The 20,992-nt window shown below is 50.8% G+C and carries 16 protein-coding genes; 9 read left to right on the top strand and 7 right to left on the bottom strand.

The window, feature by feature from the left end:
• Positions 1–62 precede the first annotated feature (62 nt).
• From K300_RS0110640 to K300_RS0110630, 3 genes are read left to right on the top strand one after another with little or no spacing between them, the layout of a single operon-like run.
• Positions 63–1,040, top strand: coding sequence for a peptidylprolyl isomerase (locus K300_RS0110640; RefSeq protein ID WP_162139887.1), 978 nt, complete (start codon positions 63–65; stop codon positions 1,038–1,040).
• Positions 952–1,878, top strand: coding sequence for a peptidylprolyl isomerase (locus K300_RS0110635; protein WP_022851656.1), 927 nt, complete (start codon positions 952–954; stop codon positions 1,876–1,878). Before K300_RS0110640 ends, K300_RS0110635 begins: the two co-directional genes overlap by 89 nt.
• Positions 1,879–2,175, top strand: a complete 297-nt coding sequence (locus tag K300_RS0110630) for an RNA-binding S4 domain-containing protein (protein WP_022851655.1) — start codon at positions 1,879–1,881, stop codon at positions 2,173–2,175.
• On the opposite strand, the gene K300_RS15415 is transcribed toward K300_RS0110630, so the two are convergent.
• Positions 2,176–3,144, bottom strand: a complete 969-nt coding sequence (locus K300_RS15415; protein ID WP_022851654.1) for an ADP-ribosylglycohydrolase family protein — start codon at positions 3,142–3,144, stop codon at positions 2,176–2,178.
• Positions 3,144–4,916 carry a hypothetical protein gene (locus tag K300_RS0110620; protein ID WP_162139886.1) on the bottom strand — a complete coding sequence of 591 codons (1,773 nt, stop codon included), beginning with the start codon at positions 4,914–4,916 and terminating at the stop codon, positions 3,144–3,146. Before K300_RS0110620 ends, K300_RS15415 begins: the two co-directional genes overlap by 1 nt.
• Before the next feature lie 131 nt (positions 4,917–5,047).
• Here K300_RS0110620 and K300_RS0110615 point away from each other — a divergent pair, with 131 nt between their 5' ends.
• The 6 genes from K300_RS0110615 to dnaJ all read left to right on the top strand — a co-directional run bounded on the left by K300_RS0110615 (position 5,048) and on the right by dnaJ (position 11,676).
• Positions 5,048–5,590 carry a flavodoxin family protein gene (locus K300_RS0110615; RefSeq protein ID WP_022851652.1) on the top strand — a complete coding sequence of 181 codons (543 nt, stop codon included), beginning with the start codon at positions 5,048–5,050 and terminating at the stop codon, positions 5,588–5,590.
• A gap of 65 nt (positions 5,591–5,655) precedes the next feature.
• On the top strand, positions 5,656–6,630 hold the full coding sequence (locus tag K300_RS0110610; RefSeq protein WP_022851651.1) for a class II fructose-bisphosphate aldolase: 975 nt from the start codon (positions 5,656–5,658) through the stop codon (positions 6,628–6,630).
• Positions 6,631–6,877: 247 nt separating this feature from the next.
• Positions 6,878–7,912: a heat-inducible transcriptional repressor HrcA gene (gene hrcA, locus K300_RS0110605; protein WP_022851650.1), complete on the top strand. Its 1,035-nt coding sequence runs from the start codon at positions 6,878–6,880 to the stop codon at positions 7,910–7,912.
• Positions 7,913–7,932: 20 nt separating this feature from the next.
• Positions 7,933–8,478 carry a nucleotide exchange factor GrpE gene (gene grpE / locus K300_RS0110600; protein ID WP_022851649.1) on the top strand — a complete coding sequence of 182 codons (546 nt, stop codon included), beginning with the start codon at positions 7,933–7,935 and terminating at the stop codon, positions 8,476–8,478.
• 25 nt (positions 8,479–8,503) lie between these two features.
• Entirely contained in the window at positions 8,504–10,435 is a 1,932-nt protein-coding gene (gene dnaK / locus K300_RS0110595) for a molecular chaperone DnaK (RefSeq protein WP_022851648.1), read from the top strand.
• A 113-nt stretch (positions 10,436–10,548) separates the two neighbouring features.
• Positions 10,549–11,676 (top strand): molecular chaperone DnaJ, encoded by a 1,128-nt coding sequence (dnaJ, locus tag K300_RS0110590; protein ID WP_022851647.1) that lies wholly within the window; start codon positions 10,549–10,551, stop codon positions 11,674–11,676.
• A gap of 52 nt (positions 11,677–11,728) precedes the next feature.
• Here the strand turns inward: dnaJ and K300_RS0110585 are convergent, their stop codons facing one another.
• The 5 genes from K300_RS0110585 to K300_RS0110565 all read right to left on the bottom strand — a co-directional run bounded on the left by K300_RS0110585 (position 11,729) and on the right by K300_RS0110565 (position 20,872).
• Positions 11,729–14,836 (bottom strand): efflux RND transporter permease subunit, encoded by a 3,108-nt coding sequence (locus K300_RS0110585; RefSeq protein WP_022851646.1) that lies wholly within the window; start codon positions 14,834–14,836, stop codon positions 11,729–11,731.
• A complete protein-coding gene (locus K300_RS0110580) occupies positions 14,826–16,079 on the bottom strand; it encodes an efflux RND transporter periplasmic adaptor subunit (protein WP_022851645.1) in 1,254 nt (417 codons plus the stop codon). The genes K300_RS0110585 and K300_RS0110580 overlap by 11 nt, the downstream gene beginning before the upstream one ends.
• Positions 16,069–17,511: an efflux transporter outer membrane subunit gene (locus K300_RS15410; protein ID WP_022851644.1), complete on the bottom strand. Its 1,443-nt coding sequence runs from the start codon at positions 17,509–17,511 to the stop codon at positions 16,069–16,071. The genes K300_RS0110580 and K300_RS15410 overlap by 11 nt, the downstream gene beginning before the upstream one ends.
• A 268-nt stretch (positions 17,512–17,779) precedes the next feature.
• Complete coding sequence (locus K300_RS0110570) at positions 17,780–19,765, bottom strand: methyl-accepting chemotaxis protein (protein WP_022851643.1); 1,986 nt, start codon at positions 19,763–19,765, stop codon at positions 17,780–17,782.
• Positions 19,766–19,864: 99 nt separating this feature from the next.
• Positions 19,865–20,872, bottom strand: a complete 1,008-nt coding sequence (locus K300_RS0110565; protein WP_022851642.1) for a PilZ domain-containing protein — start codon at positions 20,870–20,872, stop codon at positions 19,865–19,867.
• Between the last annotated feature and the right edge of the window lie 120 nt (positions 20,873–20,992).

Genomic DNA, 20,992 nt, shown 5'->3' with positions numbered 1-20,992 from the left:
AATGGAGTGCGCAGGCTTCTAAATCTGTTGCCTGAAACGGAGTAATAATGTACCTTACGCAAATGCTTAAACACATACATATACTGCTGATTGCCGCTGTTTTCATCCTTGCTTCCTGCTCCGACAAAAATGGGGATGAGGACGCCGTGCAGGCTCCCCCTTCAAAGACGATAATGACCATCAACGGTGAAGAGGTTACCGACCGCCAGTTCTACAACTACACCTACTTCACCCGCAGGGAGATAGACCCTCTCAAGGTAAACAATGAGGAGATCAGTCAGAAACTTCTGCGTGACTTCACAGAGCACCGCCTGCTGCTCCAGGAGGCTGGAAGGCTGGGTATCATCCTTGACCCCGAGCGCAAGGCGGAGGTCGATGAGTATATTGAGAAGATGAGTAGCGGTCTCATAGAGCAGGGATACGATAATGAAACCGCCGCAGAAATTCAGGAGAAGCTCGTTGTGGTAACAGAGGAGGCTCTGGTTGTACAAAAGCTTCTGGATACCATAACAAACCCCTCCATAAACATAACCGAACAGGAGCTTAAGGAATACTTCGAGATGAAGAAGGAGAACCTTGAGCCGAAGACCCTCGCCCATGTTATGCACATCCTCGTCCACGATGAGGAGACTGCAGAACAGGCGGTCGGGGAACTTAAGAAGGGCGTCCCTTTTTCAGAGGTTGCAGAGAAGCACTCCGTCTCCCACGAAAAGGTGAACGGCGGCAACCTCGGATTCATAGATGCAGACGATTACCCCGATGTCTTCAAGGAAGCCTTCAAGCTCAAGAAGGGCCAGACCAGCGGGATTGTGCAGTCTGAATACGGCTACCACATCTTCAAGGTTCTTGAATACATGAAAACAGGAAAGATTAAGTTTGACGACATGAAGGCGGAGCTGTACGCTGAGCTCTACGCCATAAAACAGGAAGAAAGCATAAGGAACTATATCGATGAGATCTATAAGAAAGCAGACATTACTGTTATTAGCACTCCTGATCTTCAGCCTGAGCAGCCACTCACAGGCGCAGATAGTCAATAAGGTCCTCGCCGTTGTCGGCGACAAGGTAATTACGGACTATCAGGTACTCTCCTTCAACCCCTCGAAGGTAAAGGAGATATACGCCATTGAGGACAAAGCGGCACGCAACAAGGCTCTCAAGGAGTATAAGACCAAAACCCTCGATTTCCTCGTTGAACAGTACACGATGGTTATCGCTGCTGAAAGCGAGGGTATCCGTGTGAGCGACGAAGAAGTAGACCGTGCCGTTGAAGAGGTTCTCGAGAATAACGATCTCACCCTCGAAGAGCTGGAACAGGTTCTAAAGAATGAAAACCAGACCCTTAAGGGCTATAAATGGCAGATCAAAATGGACATCCTTAAGTCACGTATCAGAAGCAAGGTTCTGGGGCCGAAGGTTGTTGTCACCAAAACCGATGTTAACCAGTATATCCTTGGACATCAGGAGGAATTCGACCTCACAGACCAGTACGAGCTCCGTATGCTCCGTGTTGAGAGTGAAGATGCGCTCAACAGGGCGATGGCGCAGTACGAGGAAACTGATGATTTCCCCGGTGTTGTGAAAGAGTTCTCCGGCGATGACGAGGGTGGCTACCTCGGATGGTTCGAATACTCCGCACTCGATCCCTCGCTACAGAATATCCTCAACGAGAAACGTGAAGGGGATATAACCGAAACGGTTAAAAGCCCCGGCGATTACAGGGTTTTCTACATTCAAGGCTACAAGGATAAGCTTGAGGGAACCGATGAGATACGTGACCAGGTAACTGATAAGATTGCCGGAAAGCGCATCGGCAAGCTTTATGAGAAGTGGCTGGCTGAATCGAAGGAAAAGATACTCATAAGGTATATCCGGTAAATGCGTCTCGACAAATTCCTTAAATCAGTAAACCTTATAAAGAGAAGAACCGTCGCCAACGAGGCGGCGGACGAGGGCTTTGTTCTTATTAACGGAAGGAAGGCAAAGCCCTCTTCCACGGTGAAGGAGGATGATATCCTCGAGCTTGATATGTGGAACTACTACAAGAAGGTTCGAGTTATCCAGCTCCCCGGCCGAAGGAACGTCTCCAAAAAGGATACGGCTCTTTATATCGAACAGCTTGAATACAATGCAAAATCCCCTGCGGACATCATCGAGCTGGACGAGGAGGAGTAGCTATATCTTGAGGTAGCTGGCGATTCCGGCGTACCTTGTGATCCTCTCATCAATAAAGCTCAGCCATCTTTCCGGTACAGCCCCTACTCCGTAAACCGCACCGGCAACAGCCCCCGCAACAGCACCCAGCGTATCAGAATCACCCCCGAGATTAACAGACTTGAGAACAGCCTCCTCGAATGAAGAGGACTCAATGTTGATCCAAAGGGCGTTCCCGAGAGTGTTAACGCAGTAACCGGAGCTGTCATAAGCTTCGGGCGGAACAAATATATCCTCCAGATCCCCTATCATATGGCGGTAGACAACCTCCATCTCACCCAGTGCATCTCTGAGACTTGAGCCGTAGATAAGCCTTTTGAGGATAAGGTTATATATAACATTGGTAAACTTCGCCACCGGATGGGCATGGGTCACAGAACACGAAAGACCGGAGGCATCGATGAGCGAAGCATCGCTTCTGCGCAGATAGGCTGCCGTAAGAACGCTTGAGCGCATGAGGCTTCCGTTCCCGTTGGATTCCCTGTCTTTTCGGGGCTCTCCACTCTGAACAGCCTCTCTCGTAACCCTTCCCGCATCGATAACATCGCCTGCCGGAGTGTATGCCCCCTCCATAAGCCATTTTCGGTAATGCTTAAGTTCGTTGGCGGGATCCGCATTCCCACCCGTTTCGTGGAGGGACTCTGCGAGGGCTATGAGCAGGGATGTATCATCGGTCCAGTCACCGGCATCGAGACCGAAGAACCCGCCGCCGGATATTTCGTTTATTATGTTCCCTTCCAGAACCAGAGGCCTCACGGGGCTTATCCTCCCCTCGTCCCCCATGAGCGAGACTCCGAGCATGTCGCCGATTATGTTTCCGGCTATCATCCCCGATACCCTATCACGGGTATCCTCCTCAAGATCGGTCATACTACCGAGGCTCGCGGGGGAATGCAGACAGTCCGAGACGTTCTCGAAGTTCTCTTCCATCAGATAACCCTTATCTTACCCTCTTCGGTCCGTATCCTTTTTCCGCTCAGAAGTATCTCCGCAGGTCGGATACCTGTATAAAGCGGCGTGTCTGTAACCGTGCAGTATTCCGCCAGGTGCCCGAAGACCGGTGCGGTCTCGGCTATGATACATTTCTTATCCGTCATTGTGTGCATAAGTGGGAGAGGAACTGTTCGCACTGCGGCGGCCTCGCCGGGCACATCCGCTTCCATATCCCTGTGGAAGAAAGAGAGGGGGGAAAACTCGCCTGTCTGCTTGGCCAGATACGCCTCCATAATCTCTGGGGAGCGCTCAAGGTCCTTTTCGTATATCTCATAGGGGGTCAGCTGGGACGAGCATCTCCCGTTCTGCCACTTCTTAAAGGAAAGGGTAATGGGTATATTGCCGTAGTATTCATCCTTGCGGAAGTTGTTCAGCTCCTCGATATCAAAGAGGAAGACATCCTCCCGCCTTTTGAGTATTCTTCCTTCGGTCAGCTCTTCGCCGAAGATGAGTAAAGCTTCACGAACAGCGTGGTTCAGGGTGTATGCTGCCTTAAAGGCCTCGTCACGCAAACCGAGGTATCTTTGCAGTTCATCCAGTTCCACCTGCATCCTTTTCTTCTTTATCCTCATGCGCTTTGCCATGGAGAATTCGGAGAAGAGCTCATCAAAACCAGTCCGCTCAAAGCTTATGCCCGGATACTCATTCTCCTCTAATATAGGGTCAATGAATGGTGCGGCTTTAAAGCTCTCCTCCAGTACGGATGCATTTCTTGTCTTATATGCAAACCGCATGGCGGTCTCCATGGAGCCTGTGTGAGAAAGCATACGGGTGAACCCCTGCCAGAGCTTGAGCTGTACCATCTGAAAGGCCATAGCAGTAAGCGCCAGCAGTTCGGTGAACTCATCTTCAAAGATGTCCTGATGGGAGATTTCTCCCGCCATATTCTTAAGTTCATCGATGGTCTCTGCCACCTCGTCCTCTTTTATGCCGAAGAAGGAGAGCTTCGGAGGGTGGAAGTTAGTCTTGTTCTTTTTGAGGTACACCCATGGAGCGTAGTTGTAGAAATAGAAATCCGTGGTCGTCTCGAGGGTGGAGGTAACGCTCTCCACGTTTGCCATATTCGTGTACGGCTTGTTGAATATCAGCTTAAGTGAGGGTGTGGTGTTCTTGATATTTGCACTCATGAACAGGGGATTAAAAAGGCTCGGAACCCTCTTTGCGGCAGAGGCGGCAAAGCCGGAGAACGTCTCGGGGAATATTGCGGAAAGGGACCCCCTGCTGTAAAGGGTCTTCTCCGGCACAACAGCCTCCCTCGAGAGCGTATACTCCACAGCGGAGAGTGCGTTAATCGGCTCCCTGCTTCTGCTGTCCAGCTTTCTGGGGGGTTCGGGGATCTCTTCCGCAAAGAACACACGGAAGACCGTCTCGTCTGTCTGGGCGATGCCGATGCGCATCTGTTTACCCAGATTCCGCTCCACGCTAGCGGCGGTTTCGGAAACCTTAACAAGGTTCCGCTCATTGAGGGGGAACTTTATCTTCGCCCGGATAAAATCCTTGTACACACCTTTGAGTATGACCGCCTCAAAGCCCCTCATCTTAAGGGTCATAAAACCGGGGTTACCGTTATAAACCGTCTCCGCCTCGATTATCCCTTCGGGTTCTGAGGGGAGCACAACCTTTTGGCCGAAGACCTCTGTTTCGTAGCCTTCGTCCGCCGTATCCAGAGTTTTTATACCTGCTGATTCGAGTTCTTTTATTATATCCATGGGCGCATTATCGGGCAGGAAGGCGGTTTTGGTCAACAGAATTGTTCCCTGACCCGTTTAGTAAAATCAGATCATGAAAGTAGTTGCAACCCCTGCTTTCAAAACGTTATATTACCCACGAGGAGTATTATATGAATGTCATGATCTTTAATGCAAGCCCCCGCCCCGGGGGGAACTCCGACTGGCTCTCAGATGAGCTTGTCAAAAAATACAATACCGAGGAACTAAAGTATTACCAGCTAAGGGAACTCAACTTCGGAAACTGCCACGGCTGCACAAACTGCAAAACCGGCGACGGCTTCTGCGAGGTGGAGGACGATCTTAAACCGGTATTTCAGGAGATCCTTGACAGCGATCTGATAGTATTCATATCCCCAAACTACTACGCCCAGATAACTGGCCTTGGCAAAACGTTTCTGGACAGATGGGCATGCCTGCGCAAGAGGAAGGGCATACCCCAGTTTCGCCCCGAACAGAAGATGTTCTTCATAATGCCCCAGGGCTCGAGCAACCGGAGCCATGGCGAACCTGCCAACGAGTGGGCTAAGAGGCTTTTTACCATGTTCGGGTTGAAATACTACGGTATGGTTATCCCCGGATGCGCCTCCCAGAGCAGGGACGGTATCCGGCTTAAGCTGGACGACATAAAGATGTCGCTAAACATGTTTCCTTAATACGCCGGCACGGTTTGATTGCTTATCCGGCATAGATATATCCATTAAACAATTCGGAGGTAGAGATGAGCTATTCCTACAAGGATCTCGGTCTGGTAAACACCAGAGAGATGTTCAAAGAGGCTATGGAGGGCAAATACGCCATTCCCGCCTACAACTTCAACAACCTTGAGCAGATCCAGGCTATTATAACCGCCTGTGTTAAAACAAAGTCACCTGTTATCCTGCAGGTTTCAAAGGGTGCCAGGGAGTATGCAAACGCAACTATCCTCCGCCATATGGCCATGGGTGCTGTGGAATTTGCCGAAGAGCTTGGTTACAAGGTTCCCATCGCGCTCCACCTTGACCACGGCGACACCTTTGAGGTCTGCAAAAGCTGTGTGGATTCAGGTTTCTCCTCCGTTATGATAGACGGCTCCCACCACTCCTTCGAAGAGAATATCGAGCTCACCAAGAAGGTTGTGGAGTATGCCCACAAATATGATGTGACCGTTGAAGGCGAGCTCGGCGTCCTTGCGGGAATAGAGGATGATGTTGTGGCCGAGAAATCCAACTACACAAACCCTGACGAGGTTGAGGAATTCGTCCAGAAAACCGGCGTTGATTCCCTCGCAATCTCCATCGGAACATCCCACGGTGCATATAAATTCAAGATCAAAGAGGGCGAAGAGATTCCCCCTCTGCGTTTCGATATATTAGAGGAGTGCGAGAGAAGGCTCCCCGGTTTCCCCATCGTTCTCCACGGCGCATCCTCTGTTATGCCGAAATACGTTGACGCTATTAACAAGTACGGCGGCAAGCTGGACGGCGCAGTGGGAATCCCCGAGGAACAGCTCAGGAAGGCGGCAGCAAGCGCTGTCTGCAAGATCAACATCGATTCCGACGGCCGCCTCGCTTTCACAGCCAAGGTTCGTGAAACCCTCTGGAACAAACCGGATGAGTTCGACCCCAGAAAATACCTCGGCCCCGCGAGAAGCGAACTGGTAGAGCTTTACAAGCACAAATGCGAGAAGGTTCTCGGCTCCGCCGGCAGAGCCTGAAAGATAAAATAAATACCCGGGGGAGCTAATGCTCCCCTTTTTTGTTGCATCCCTGTAAGACGCCGTAACATCCATCCCATTGATACAAAATATCTTTCAATGATTTTATGAAAACCGCTTGACATGAACCGGCTCAAGTCATATTGTTATGATTGGCACTCGACATAAAGGAGTGCTAACAGCATAGAGAGCAAAGGGAAAAACGATATAAACCTTGGCAGAAAAAACATAAAAGGGGTCGGTTTTAATGAGCTTCCTTAACGAAAGGGAAGAATCGGTACTCAAAACAATTATCGAAGAATACGTTAAAACAAGCGAACCTGTGGGCTCCAGATACATATCAAAGAGCGGCCCTCTCCGTCTTAGTGCGGCCACTATACGAAACATCATGAGCGACCTTGAGGAAAAAGGGCTCATCGAACAGCCACACACCTCCGCAGGGCGTGTACCCTCCGATTCCGGCTACAGATATTACATCGACAAGCTCGTAACCTTCGGCTCCATCGAGGACGATCTGGTCGAAAACTTTATGGATAGAAACGCTCCCTCAAGCGTAAACGATTTCTTCAAGGGTGTGAGCCAGAAGATGAGCAAGCTCACAAACTCCATCGGCTTCGTCGTTACCCCCAAGCTAAACACCATGCACCTCAAGCATATAGAGTTTCTCCCCTTCAACCCCACCACGGTTATTGCAATCATAGTAACCAAAAGCGGGATAGTGCACAACGTTCTGCTGGATATGGAAAAGCCGGTGGATCCTTCCGCCCTTGTCCGTGCAAGCAACTACCTTAACGAGCATTTCCAGAACAAATCGCTCCAGGAAGTTCGCCTGCACATATTAGATGACATGCGGGAGAAGAAGGAGAAGATGGATAACCTCTTCACCAACATCTACGACATCGGCAACCGTATATTTAGCAACGAGGATTTCGGTACGGAGATATACGTTGAAGGTACATCAAACGTTCTCGGGATGCCTGAGTTTACGGATGTCAAGAAGCTCAAAGAGCTCTACAGCATCTTTGAGGAGAAGCATTTCTTCGGCGAACTGCTGGACAGATGCACCAGAGAGAAGGGTGTGCAGATCTTCGTCGGCTCCGAGATAGGCAAAGAGGAGATAGCCGAGATGGGGCTCGTCTCCAACTCATACACCAGAGGGGGGCAGATAGTCGGCTCCCTCGGAATAATTGGCCCCAAAAGAATGAGCTACCCGAAGGTTGTTTCCGTGGTGGACTACACCTCGGTACTCATAACTAAAATGTTGGAAAAACTTTCTGAATAATAGATTTTTGCGAGGTACGGATGAGCGACAGAAGGATTGATGAAACCATCGATGACAACTATGAAACCCCCGAGGAACAGACCGAAGGGGAGAAGGATGAACTCACTGAGCTGAAAGAGAAGATTGAAAATCTCGAATCGGATATCAAAGAGACGAAGAACAGTGAGCTTCGGGCCTATGCGGAGCTTGATAACTTCCGCAAGCGCACAGCCAAAGAGATGGAGGACAGAACCAAGTACGCCGGCACCAAGATTATGGAGAGCCTGCTGCCTGTTATGGACCATCTTGAGATGGCGCTCCAGCATGGTGATCCCAAGGATAAAAACCCCCTCCGTGAAGGTGTGGAGCTTACCCTTAAGCAGATGAAGGAGGCGCTCGCAAAGCACGGACTTGAGCAGATTAAGCTTAAGGAAGGTGATGAATTCGATCCCAATTTCCACGAAGCAATGATGCTTGATGATACAGATGAGTATCCTCCCAACACGGTGACACTCATCATGCAGAAGGGATACACCCTCAACGGCAGGGTTATAAGACCTGTAAAAGTTAAAGTTAACAAGAAATAATTAAGGAATAGAAGGAGGACATTTTATGGGTAAAGTAATAGGAATCGACCTCGGAACAACAAACTCTGTGGTCTGCTTTATGGAAGGGGGACAGCCCAAGGTTATCCCCAACTCAGAAGGAACAAACACAACACCCTCTGTTGTGGCATTCACTGACAACGACAGGCTTGTGGGACAGCTTGCCAAAAGACAGGCTATCACAAACCCTGAGAACACAATCTTCAGTATTAAAAGACTCATCGGCCGTAAGGCGGATGCACCCGTAGTGGAGAAGGCCAAAAAGGTTCTCCCCTACAATATAGTGCCCTCGGATAATAACGACGCATGGGTATCCGTTAAGGACAAGAAGTTCGCTCCCCCGGAAATCTCTGCAATGATTCTGCAGAAGCTTAAATCCACAGCGGAGGACTACCTAGGCGAAACCGTTACCGATGCGGTAATCACCGTTCCCGCATACTTCAACGACGCCCAGCGTCAGGCCACCAAGGACGCAGGAAAGATCGCCGGACTCAACGTTCAGCGAATCATAAACGAGCCCACTGCGGCTGCCCTCGCCTACGGTCTTGACAAGAAGAACGATGAGAAGATCGCTGTTTACGACCTCGGCGGCGGTACCTTCGATATCTCCATACTCGAGCTCGGCGACGGCGTATTCGAGGTTAAGTCCACCAACGGCGACACATACCTCGGCGGTGACGACTTCGATATGAGGATCGTTGACTTCCTCCTTGAGGAGTTCAAGAAGGAAAACGGTATGGACCTCAGCGCAGACAAGATGGCTCTCCAGCGTCTTAAGGAAGCTGCGGAGAAAGCTAAGCATGAGCTCTCCTCATCCCTCGAAACGGAGATCAACCTCCCCTTCATCACCGCAGACAACACAGGTCCCAAGCACCTTGTGGTCAAGCTCTCCAGAAGCAAGCTTGAGTTACTCGTGGGCGATCTCGTGGAGAAGACCCTCGAACCCTGCCGCAAGGCGCTCCAGGATGCGGGTTCAAAATCATCCGATATCAACGAGGTTATCCTCGTCGGCGGTATGACAAGGATGCCTCTCGTACAGAAGAAGGTGGAAGAGTTCTTCGGAAAGGCTCCCCATAAAGGTATCAACCCCGATGAGGTTGTGGCCATAGGTGCTGCTATCCAGGGTGCGGTTCTCAGCGGAGATGTTAAGGACGTACTTCTCCTCGATGTAACACCCCTTTCACTCGGTATCGAGACCCTCGGCGGCGTGATGACAAAGATCATCCCCAGAAACACTACTATCCCCACACGCAAGAGCCAGGTCTTCACCACAGCGGCGGACAACCAGACCTCCGTTACCATCAGCGTATTCCAGGGTGAGCGTGAGATGGCGGCGGACAACAAGTCCATCGGCCGCTTCGACCTCGTGGGAATCCCCTCTGCACCCAGAGGAATGCCCCAGATCGAGGTAACCTTTGACCTAGACGCAAACGGTATCCTCAACGTTTCCGCCAAGGATCAGGGAACGGGCAAAGAGCAGAGCATCCAGATTACTCCCAGCTCCGGTCTCAACGAAGATGAGATCGATCAGATGGTTAAGGATGCAGAAGCAAACGCAGACACCGACAAGAAGAAGAAGGAGCTTGCCGAGATCCGCAATCAGGCGGATACCCTTGTGTACTCCACCGAGAAGTCACTCTCCGAGCACGGCGAAAAGCTGGATGACGAAACCAAAGGAAACATCCAGACAGCCCTTGATGAGCTGAAAGAAGTTAAGGACGGCGAGGATGCCGACAAGATCAAAGAAGCTGTGGAGAAGCTCACCAACGCATCCCACAAGCTTGCAGAGATCCTCTATCAGCAGTCTCAGGCTGAGAATGCCGGAGCAGAAGCGGGTGCACAGCAGGAAGAGCCCGGTGCAGAACAGGCTGATGCAGGCCAGGATGAAGATGTAGTTGATGCAGACTACGAAGAAGTTAAGGACGAAGACAAGAAGTAATTGTCCATACAGTTATAACAGGGGGGAGGCTTTCTCCCCCTTTTTTTGCTTGAAAGTTAAGCTGATTTCTGTAATTTTGTCCAGATTGAGTCCAAAAATAAGGGAGTTGAACCTTGTCCAAGGATTATTACGAGATTCTGGGGGTTAACAAAAACGCCTCCGATGCAGAGATAAAGAAGGCCTACCGCAAGCTAGCCATGCAGTATCACCCCGACAGAAACCCCGGGGATGAGGAGGCCGAAAACAAGTTCCGTGAGATGAGCGAAGCCTATGAGGTGCTGAGCGATCCCCAAAAACGGGCGCAGTTCGATCAGTACGGCAGAGTCTTCGACAACAACGGATTCGGCGGTGGCGGCGGTGCTAGTGGTGCCGGCGGATACGATGCGGAAACGATCTTCGAGGAGTTCTTCGGCGATGTTTTCGGCGATTTTTTCGGCTCCGCCGGACGTTCCAGAAGCAGGAAACGCCCCACCAGAGGGAGCGACATCAAGCTTACCCAGGAGATCGAGTTCGAAGAGGCCGTTTTCGGTACCAACGTTGAGGTATCCGTACCCCGGGTGGTGAACTGCCACCGATGCGGTGGAACCGGAGCAGAGCCGGACGGCATGGAAACCTGCGACCGATGTGGAGGTGCAGGAACCATACAGAACCGTCAAGGGTTCTTCGCCATATCCCAAACCTGCCCCACATGCAGCGGTACAGGCCAGAAGATCAAGGATGTCTGCCGTGAATGCCGTGGTGACGGAGCAAAGCGTCAGCATAAGAAGCTCAGCGTGAAGATCCCCGCAGGCATTGAGGACGGCATGACTATCCGCATCACCGGCGAAGGTAACGAGGGGCAGCACGGCGGACCAAGCGGCGATCTCTTCCTCGTGGTTAAGGTTAAGCCCCATAAGCTTTTCCAGAGAAAGGGGCGTGATATCTTCCTTGAGCTACCCATATCCTTTACCGATGCAATCCTCGGCAAGGAGCTGGAGATACCCACCCTTGAGGAGAAAGAGAACATCAAGATCAAGGCTGGTTCACAGCCCGGCGACCGCATAACCCTCAAAGGGAAAGGGGTTCCCGATGTTCAGGGCTACGGCATAGGCAACATGTACGTTGATCTTAAGGTGGTTCTCCCCACAAAGCTCACCAAGGATCAGAAGATACTACTTGAGAAATTCGACGAGGAGACCTCCGAGGAAACCTACAAATCGGAGAAATCGATCTGGGACAGAATGAAGCAGTTTTTCAGCTGAAAACTATATAGTTCAGAAACAAAGAGGGGAACCCGAACAGGTTCCCCTTTTTTTATGCACCATCCGGCGAACCGAAGACCCACCGGAAACCCTTCTTGATATCCTCTAATATCATATAAAGCGCAGGCACAAGCCCAAGGATAATACCCGTTGCAAAAACTATACCGAAGCCGAGGGAAAGGGCCATAGGTATAAGGAACCTTGCCTGTAGTGATGTTTCGAATATCATCGGAAGCAGCCCGAAAAAGGTTGTAAGCGTTGTAAGCATAATCGGGCGGAAACGTGAGATCGCCGCATTCACAATGGCGGAATAAGGCGTTGAGCCCTCCCTCACCTGCCGGTTCGCAAAATCTATAAGTACAAGGGAATCGTTCACCACAACACCGGATAGAGCAACTATTCCGAACACACTGGTAAGGCTCATGCTGTAGCCCATAATAAGATGCCCCGCCACAGCCCCCACCATGCCGAATGGTATGCTTATCATGATGATAATTGGCTGGAAATAGCTTCTGAATGGTATGGCAAGGAGTGCATAGACGATTATCATCGCCAGAATCATACCCTTGCCGAGTGCCTGAAAGCTCTCCTGCCGGCTCTCCTGTTTACCGGAGAAGCCGTAGCTGAGTCCGGGATACTTATCCATAAGCGCAGGTAGAGCATCCTGTGTTATCTTTGCCATAACCTGCGGCGTCTGGTTTTCGGGAGTGACCTCCGCCGTAACGGAGTTAACCCGCCTGCCGTCACGCCGCTTGATGCTCGTATACGCCCTTCCCCGCTCCATATCGACAATATTCTTCAGCGGAACAAAGGTTCCCGAGGGTGACTTTATGAGCATCTCCTCAAGGTAATACTCGCTCTCCCGCTCCTTCTCCGGAAGACGGACATAGACATCCACCTCGTTCTTCCCGCGAAGCTGGGTTATCGCCTCATAGCCGAAATAGGCGTAGCGTATCTCTCTTGCCACCGACTGCGGCGTAAAGCCGAGGCGGTAGCCCTCATCGGTGAGCTTGAAGTCTATCTGCTCCTTACCGTTGGCAAAGCCGTCATCAATATCCGAAACAATGGGGAAGAAGCTAAGCCCATCGGCAAGCTCTGCGCTGGCCGCCTCCAGTATATTCACATCCCTGTGCCGCAGTTCCACCGTGAGTGCTGCGCCGGAACCGGGCCCACCCATGTTCGACTTAAACTGCATGGTTTCAAGCCCCGGTATATCCCCCGTAGCCTTGCGCCATCTCTTTATGAATTCAGATGTGGAGATCTTCCTCTCATCGGGGGGTGTCATCTCCACCATGGTCCAAGTGGTGTTCCCCTGGGTTAGTGAGAGAATGCCCTTAACCTGACCCTCTCGCCCTACCTCTGAGATAACCTTCTCTGCCGAATCCATCATTTTCTGATAAACGGCCTGTGTTTCATTGAAGGGAACTCCGTAAGGGAGGGTTGCAGAGGCGTAGGCGTAATCAGACTCTATTCTTGGAAATAGGGAGAAGCCCATCCTTCCGGTCTTCACATAGAAGAAGGTAACCACAAGAATGACAGATGCAAGAACTATGCTCACGTACCTGTATCGCAGAACGATCTTAAGGGATGGTCCGTACACATTCTTAACCAGCGAGCTGAAACCGTTGCTAAACGAGGTCTGCCTGTCCGCCAGCCACTGCATAGGCCGGCTGCAGAAGGATTCTCTCTGATGGGCAAGGTGTGCGGGAAGTATGAAAAGTGCCTCGATGAGTGATATGGCAAAAACAGACACAACCACTATCGGTATATACATGAATATCTTACCCATAATGCCGGGGACAAAGTACATCGGCATGAAGGTGACCATGTTTGTGATAACGCTGAATGTTACGGGCATGGCTATCTCACGCGCACCCAGCACCGCCGCCTCCCGGAAGGAATAGCCCTTCTGCCGGTAACTATAGACGTTCTCCCCAACCACGATGGTATCATCCACAACGATACCGAGGGAGACGATGAAGGCGAAGAGGGAGACCATGTTGATACTCGCCCCCATGGAGGGGAGTATGAGCAGGGAGCCTATAAATGAGACAGGGATGCCGAGGGTTACCCAGAAAGCAAGCCTCGCCTCGAGGAAGAGCCCGAGAAGGATAAATACAAGGATAAGTCCCATATAACCGTTCTTGAGGAGCAGATCCACACGCTGCTTGAATATGATGGAACGGTCGTTCATAAGGTCTATATTCAGCCCCCCGGGGAGGGTCTGCCTGAACTCCTCAACGACCTCCTTAACAGCATCGGATACCTCGATGGGGGTCTGGTTCCCTATGCGGTATACCTCAATGGAAATAGAGGGCATTCCGTTATAGCGGTACTGCATGTCGTATTCACTGAAACTGTCATCAATATCCGCTATCTCGCCAAGGGTAAGGACACTGCCGTCTGCACCGGAGATAATGGGTATCTCGGCGAATTCATCCCCGTAGTCACGCCGTTCCTGCATACGCACCAGAACCTCACCGGAGGAGGTGTCGATGCTGCCTGCGGGTAAATCTATGGATGCGTTCTGTATCTTCTGCCCTATCTGGGCGATGGTTAGCCCATAGGTTTTTAGCTTTTCCGAAGGGATCTCAATCTTCACCTGAAAGGCCTTTTCACCCTCAAGCTCAACCTGGGTTATGCCGTCGGACTGCAGAAGGCTGTCCTTGATCATCTCCGCCGTTTCACGCAGAACCATATCGCTCTGCTCGCCGTAGATAACAACGCTGACAACCTCACGCTTTCGGGAGCGTATGATAACGCTGGGCTCATTGGCATCCTCGGGGAAGGATGTTATCCGGTCCACCTCGTTCTTTATATCCGTTGAGAGCTGGTCCAGATCCGTACCCTTAACAGCCTCGACATCAACACGCCCGCTCCCTTCGCTGGCTGTGGAGGTTACCTCATCTATGCCGTCGATACCCTGTATAGCTTCCTCAACGGGGAGTATGATGCCCTTCTCCACCTCTTCGGGGCTTGCACCGGGATAACCTACGGTTACGGTTACACGGTCTATCTCAAACTCGGGGAAGACCTCCTGTTTGATATCGAAGCCGACTATAATTCCGCCCACAAGGAGGAAGAGCATGACAAGGTTCGCCGCAACGGAGTTTCCGGCCATCCATGCTATGGGGCCTTTCTTGATCCCGTTATTCGGCATTTTCTCTTCCCTTTCCTTTCTTCTGAGGCGCCTGAGTGCTCTCCCCTTCAAACATAAGGGGCATTCCATGCACAGGAGAGGCCACACGTGAGGTTATTATCCGCTCCCCCTCATCGAAGGTGTTTCTGGCGTAAACCCACTCGGGATCCTTCCAGATAATATCCAGCTCTCGTATATCCAGCGTGTTATCGGGCATTGCTATGTATACCTTGCTGTTGTCAACAACGAGCCTGCGGGGAATCTTGACTGAATTAACAAGCTCCCTCCCCTCTATCTCCGCCTTTATGTGGCTTCCGGCAAGGAGTGGTGGCCTGCCGCTGTCAAGCCCCATGGGGTCTTCCACGGCGATGAGAAGCCTTGCCATAAGGCCGTCCGACTCCAGTTCGCTGAGTAGCTTAACTATCCGTCCTTCATAGTTCGCCTTTGTATTCGTTCCGGTCAGGCGAATGTTAACATGGGCATCGGGTATATCGAACCAGTCGAGCCTGTCCAGAGGTATGGAGACCTCCGCCCAGAACTCATCGGTTCCCGCCAGAGAGGCGACAGCTGTGGAAGCTGAAACCTGAGAGCCTACCTCTGTACTCTCTTCCAGCACGACAGCGTTAAATGGAACATTCACCCTTGTGCGGGAAAGGTTTAGCTTCGCTTTGGCAAGATCCGCCTCGGCATTTTCCACTGCGGCCTTTGCCTGTTTAAGCTGGGGCTCCCTTAGTGCGAGGGGTGATCTTTCAGCCGGACCCGTCTCCTCTTTGAGAAGCTCCCACTCCTCTTGGGCGATCTTCTGACGCCCCATCTCTATCTCGAGATCCGCCTGAGCCTTTCGCAACGCTATCTCCGCCTTCTGCACCTCTAGCTTATAGTCTGTATCATCGATAACAGCGAGTACCTCACCCTTCTTGAGGGTTCCGCCGGGCTTAAGTGACGGGTTGACCCATTCGACCCTTCCGCTCACACGGGGGGAGAGGTTCAGTTTACGGGCGGGCTTCACAGTACCGTACCCGTTGATCATAACCTTCACATCCGATGCAATAACAGGGCTTGCCTCCACAAGGGTCTTCATCTTCTGGGGGGGACGCTTCTTCGCCACGGGTTTATTGGTAACCAGAAAACGAACCGTAAGAAAGCCTCCGACGATAAGAGCCGCTATTATTCCAATGGCAAGCAACCGCTGGAGAATGGAACGTTTCGGTACAGGTGTGTCTCCGGATATCTTTGCCTCTTCTGTATAATTCTTACTGCTCATCTTTGTCCGCCCCGTTTTCGTCATTTATATATTCTTTGTCCCACCGGCAACCAAGTGCCTTGTACAGGTTAATTCTCGCTTTTATCACATCCGCTCTGGTGCTCACCTGATCCTGCAGATAGCCGATCATATTCAGTTCCTCGTTAAGCACAGGGAGGAAGTTGCCCGCTCCGTTGATGTACTGCCTTCTCGCCTCACGCATTGTATTGCTTGATAGCTCTATCCGCCTCTGGAGCGTCTCGAGGGATTCACGATAGCGCCTCTCGTTTATGAGGGCATCCTCCACCTCTTTATATGCTGTGACAACAGCTTTGCGATAGCTCGCTATACGCTCCTCCGCCGCCGCTTCAGCCCTTAGCACCTCCGCTTTGCGCCTTCCACCGTCAAAGATCGGTCCTGCAAGATTTGCCGCAAGGTTAGCCACCCAGTTATCCATGATATCGGCAAGCTCCGCACCGTAGTATGAACCGGAGGCGGATATGCTCAGCTTCGGAAGCCTGTCCGCCCTGGCCGCTGTAACTGCCCATTCGGCAGACTTCAGCTTAAGCCCTGCGGAGCGAATATCAGGCCTTGCCGCCAGAAGCTCTGAAGGTATGCCTGCTTCAGGGGTTTCTGATATCTCTGGGAAGGAACTGCTTTTAATATCAAGCCCGGATGCACCTGCCCTGCCGAGAAGAAGGGCTATCTGGTTAAGATAGAGCCTCTCCTGGGCACGAAGGGGAACCAGCCTTGCGTTGATACCTTCGATGGTCTGTCTCTGCTGGTAAACATCCAGAGCGTCCGCCTGGGCATTCTCAAAACGTAGCTCGGCAAGCCTCAACAGCTTCTTGTTCAATTCCAGCTGATCCTCCATAACCGCAATCTGCCTCCTTACGGAGATAAGACTTACCCAGTTCTCTCCGATTTGGGCAGAGATGCTAAGCATCGCTCCCCTGAGATCCTCACGGCTGGCCTCATAGCTGAGTCCGGCTGACCTTTTCCCCGCCTCGACACGGTTCCAGATATCCACTTCGTAGCTCATGCTGAGGCCTATACGATATTCTTCGGAATTGGAATAGCCGCCGAGTTCGGTATCCCGCTCGGTGCGTGAAGCCTCCGCATTCCCTGTGACAGAGGGGTAAAGGTTCGCACCCGCCTTGACAGCGCTCTGCTTCGCCTGCTCGAGCCTTGCCCAATATTCAGCAAGGGTAAGATTTTCATCAAAGGCCTCTTCCATTAGCGAGTTCAGCTCTTCGCTCCCAAAGCTCTCCCACCAACCGAGCTCAAACTCCGGTGATTCACTGTACATAGAGTATCTCTCGGGAAGCTCTCCGCCGGGAAGTGTTTCCGCCGGATTTTTCACTCCGCAGGAAACGCTCAGAAAGAGGATAAAAAAGAGTAGGGGGTATATACCTGCTCCTCTCAGGGAGCGTTCTTTTGAACTTTCAATCATTCTCCACCTTAAATCACTTTAAATCATATCAAATGCAGGCAGATAAAACATGCCATCATACCTGTATATAACAAATACTATGCCTTTAAGGAAACCTCGATTCTCTAACTTTCAAGCACATACAAGCCTGCACATTCTGCCCGTATGTGCAGTATCTGCACAATTAACTCAGCTTTAGAGTAGAACGTGAAGGGTTATATGTTGTTCATGACAAAAAAAGCCCCTGCTCAGAAAACAGGGGCTTTTATCACTTTATATAAATTGGTTTTTAGAAATCGTGGAGGTCATCGCTGTCAAGGGGAAGGACATCTTCGGGATCGTCATCCTTCTTCTTGGCCTTCTTCGCCTCCTTCTTGGGAGCCTGCTGTTTCTTGCCACTACCACCTTTGCTCTCGAGCATCTTAGGCTTCTGCTTGGATGAGCCGCCGGTGTTAATCTGGTCCGCCTTAAGCTCAAGACCAACCATCTTCGCAATCTCTTCCACACTGCTTATCATTGAAACAGCCTGGGCATTAAGCTCCTCTGCGGCTGCGGCCGCTTCTTCACTTCCTGCGGCGTTCTGCTGGGTTATCTGATCGATGGAGCCCATGGCTACGGAGATCTGGTTCATGCCTTCGGTCTGCTCACGGATGGATACGGCGATCTCGCTTATAAGGTCGCTGGTCTTCTTTGTTTTATCAAGGATATCCTGGAACGCCTCGTTGGTGTCCTGTGCGATCTGGTTACCCTCTTTGATCTGCTCTATCGCCTGCTCGATAATGTCCGCTGTTTCCCTTGCAGCTGTGGCAGAACGCTGGGCAAGGTTCTTCACCTCATCGGCAACAACCGCGAAACCGAGGCCGTGCTCACCCGCTCTGGCCGCTTCAACTGCAGCATTGAGTGCGAGGAGGTTGGTCTGGAAGGCTATTTCATCGATGGTTTTGATGATCTTGGCGATCCTCTGGGATGCCTCGGTTATACCTTCCATGGACTTCATAAGGTTCTGAATCTTAACATTACCCTCGTTTGCGGACTGGTTGGAGCTCTTGGCAAGGATATCCGCTTCACGTGTGTTTTCGGAGTTCTGCTCGTTAACGGAGGTTGCCTCCTCTGTGGTGGCGTTAACCTCTTCCACACTGCTCGCCTGCTCACTGGCACCATCGGCAAGCTGGGATGAGGATGTGGATATCTCATCGGAAGCGGCCACAACCTGGGAGCTTGCATCAAATATCATCCTTACAGATGCAGTGATCGGCTTTGTGATACTCCTGATAATGAGGAGTGCGGCAATTATGCCGATGACAATAGCTGCAATAAGACCGTATATCATCACCTTTGAGGAGGTAGATAGGCTTGTCTGAACGTCACCTGCAAGACTGATAGTGTTTGTGAGCCCCGCCTCAGCGATGTTCTGGGATACACCAAGAACAATATTACCAGCATCTTCGAGGTGGACGGCTGTCTCACGGAAGGTTTTGTAGGCTTCCTGAAGTATCCTGATAGCGTCACCGTAGCTGTTGGCTGATTCAACAATCCGGTTGAGCCTCTCTATATCGGCGGCCTGTCTTGTGTATTTGCGGATCTCCTCTACCTTACCGTATGCTATCTGTAGATTATCAAGTGCTGAGCTGAGAAACTCGGGGTCCCTGTCCGCCTGGGCCTTGAAAACATCGATCCTTGCGGCGTTTCCAACATCGATAATGTCGTTGATAAGGGTTATCTTGGTAAGCCTTTCCGTGTTCTCGGCGGGTGTTGCTCCGCTATAATATTCCTTTTTTGCGCTCTCGTTCTGGTTAGTGAGAAAGTCGCCCGTATTCTTCATGTAGATAGCGGCATTGGTATCAAGCTGAATTCTGGCTTCATCAATGCTCTGGTTAACCTGGACCATCTCCTGCAGGTGTTCCTCGTACTTTTCAACTGCGTTCACTGCCTCACCAAGCTGTTCCTTAAGCTTAACAAGATTAGGATGCTTCTGAACCAGCTCCTCCCCCACAGCGATGAACTTGTGCACCTCTTTAAGGTAATCCCTTCCCTGCTTAAGGAACTCAGCCCTTGCAGTATAGTTGTAGCCTCTGATGCTATACATAGTCATAAGCGAGTTACGCTCAAGACCGTTGGACTGTTCCACCTCGGGCACATACTGCTGAGATAGCACATTCGAAATGTCCCGCGCATTGGTCATGTTCTTAACCGCAATCCCTCCAAGGATAAGTGAGATCACAATGAGTATCGTAAAGCCCATTGCAATCTTTACGGACAGAGTAAAGCCTTTCATTATACAGCCTCCGTAATAATTAAAAATTTTTGCCGCTTGTGTAATGTTAACAAGTCCGGCCAACTTGTATTCTTATTAGAGATAAACACCGAGAACATATCAGGCTGTTTTCTCTTCAAGCTCCTTCTCGAGCTCTTCCTTTCTCATGAGTAGATAGTTCTTTATAACCCTTTCTGTGGCTGGATCCGGATATGTTTCCACACCCAGCTTACACACCTTTTCACAGAATATATACTTAACCTTCCCTCTGAGGGAGATGTCGGTTCCGTCCTCAACGGGAAGTGAGAAGGTTATGGTTATATGGGAATAGCCCTGAACAGCGTTTTCATCGAGATTGAGTGAAAGCCCCCTGAGGGATACATCCTCGATGTAGCTCACAGCCTGCTTCCCCTCCACAGACAGCTTCGCCTTAAGGGTACTTTTTGGTTGGAGGCGGAAGATCTTCCTGCGGTCGAAGGGCTTTTTCATAACAACAAACCTGTCCAGAACAGCTGTACAACTGTTAAGATCAACCTCACGAACCTTCGCAGAGATCTGCTGAGGGAGAAGCTTGTGGGTAAAGCTTGTATAGCCTTCGTTGTTAAGGGCAACAGCCTGGTGCCTGTGCACTTTCATTACAACGCAGTCCTGACGAATCTCTGCAAACTCGGCAGCGTGGAAGATTCGCAGACCCTTATATGTGTTCATAAGCTTTGGGGGAGTATCCTGATTGCGGAGGAACTGGAAAAGCTCCATAGCTTCGGAGGACTTCTCCGCATAGTCCTCATAACTGGTATCATTTATCTTAACAAGGTCCAGCATAGAGAGGATTGTGTCCCTGTTCTGCTCCGGCTCTTCACCGGCGTTCTCAAGGAAGGAGGCGAGTATATCTGAAACGGAGGCAATAAAAGCAGGGGCGAAGCTTTTGCCGCTCTCCCCAAGTTTTTCAAGGGTCTTTGAATACACATCGGATGCACGAATACTGGAGGAATCAGCACTGTAAGTGCGATAAAAACTGCTGGCTGCATTGAGAACTGAACCATCGGGTTCCAGACCTGTGAGCTGTACGTATCTCTTGCGAAAGACTTCCTTAAACTCCGCCTCAGTCAACTTATAACTGCTAAGCATACTCTCTCCACCTTGTATCTTCTTTTCATCATTATATTAATATCCTTCCAAGGGTTTCAATATGCAAGGGTTTTTCAATAAAGCTAAACATATTGAATCATACACCCTTAAACACTCATA

The organism is Limisalsivibrio acetivorans, from assembly GCF_000421105.1.
GTDB lineage: Bacteria > Chrysiogenota > Deferribacteres > Deferribacterales > Geovibrionaceae > Limisalsivibrio > Limisalsivibrio acetivorans.
This window is presented reverse-complemented; position numbering and strand designations above follow the sequence as displayed.

Coding starts and splice junctions, on each gene's coding strand:
- K300_RS0110640 (WP_162139887.1), top strand. CDS start 63: ATGCTTAAACACATACATATACTGCTGATTGCCGCTGTTTTCATCCTT.
- K300_RS0110635 (WP_022851656.1), top strand. CDS start 952: ATGAGATCTATAAGAAAGCAGACATTACTGTTATTAGCACTCCTGATC.
- K300_RS0110630 (WP_022851655.1), top strand. CDS start 1,879: ATGCGTCTCGACAAATTCCTTAAATCAGTAAACCTTATAAAGAGAAGA.
- K300_RS15415 (WP_022851654.1), bottom strand. CDS start 3,144: ATGGAAGAGAACTTCGAGAACGTCTCGGACTGTCTGCATTCCCCCGCG.
- K300_RS0110620 (WP_162139886.1), bottom strand. CDS start 4,916: ATGGATATAATAAAAGAACTCGAATCAGCAGGTATAAAAACTCTGGAT.
- K300_RS0110615 (WP_022851652.1), top strand. CDS start 5,048: ATGAATGTCATGATCTTTAATGCAAGCCCCCGCCCCGGGGGGAACTCC.
- K300_RS0110610 (WP_022851651.1), top strand. CDS start 5,656: ATGAGCTATTCCTACAAGGATCTCGGTCTGGTAAACACCAGAGAGATG.
- hrcA (WP_022851650.1), top strand. CDS start 6,878: ATGAGCTTCCTTAACGAAAGGGAAGAATCGGTACTCAAAACAATTATC.
- grpE (WP_022851649.1), top strand. CDS start 7,933: ATGAGCGACAGAAGGATTGATGAAACCATCGATGACAACTATGAAACC.
- dnaK (WP_022851648.1), top strand. CDS start 8,504: ATGGGTAAAGTAATAGGAATCGACCTCGGAACAACAAACTCTGTGGTC.
- K300_RS0110585 (WP_022851646.1), bottom strand. CDS start 14,836: ATGCCGAATAACGGGATCAAGAAAGGCCCCATAGCATGGATGGCCGGA.
- K300_RS0110580 (WP_022851645.1), bottom strand. CDS start 16,079: ATGAGCAGTAAGAATTATACAGAAGAGGCAAAGATATCCGGAGACACA.
- K300_RS15410 (WP_022851644.1), bottom strand. CDS start 17,511: ATGATTGAAAGTTCAAAAGAACGCTCCCTGAGAGGAGCAGGTATATAC.
- K300_RS0110570 (WP_022851643.1), bottom strand. CDS start 19,765: ATGAAAGGCTTTACTCTGTCCGTAAAGATTGCAATGGGCTTTACGATA.
- K300_RS0110565 (WP_022851642.1), bottom strand. CDS start 20,872: ATGCTTAGCAGTTATAAGTTGACTGAGGCGGAGTTTAAGGAAGTCTTT.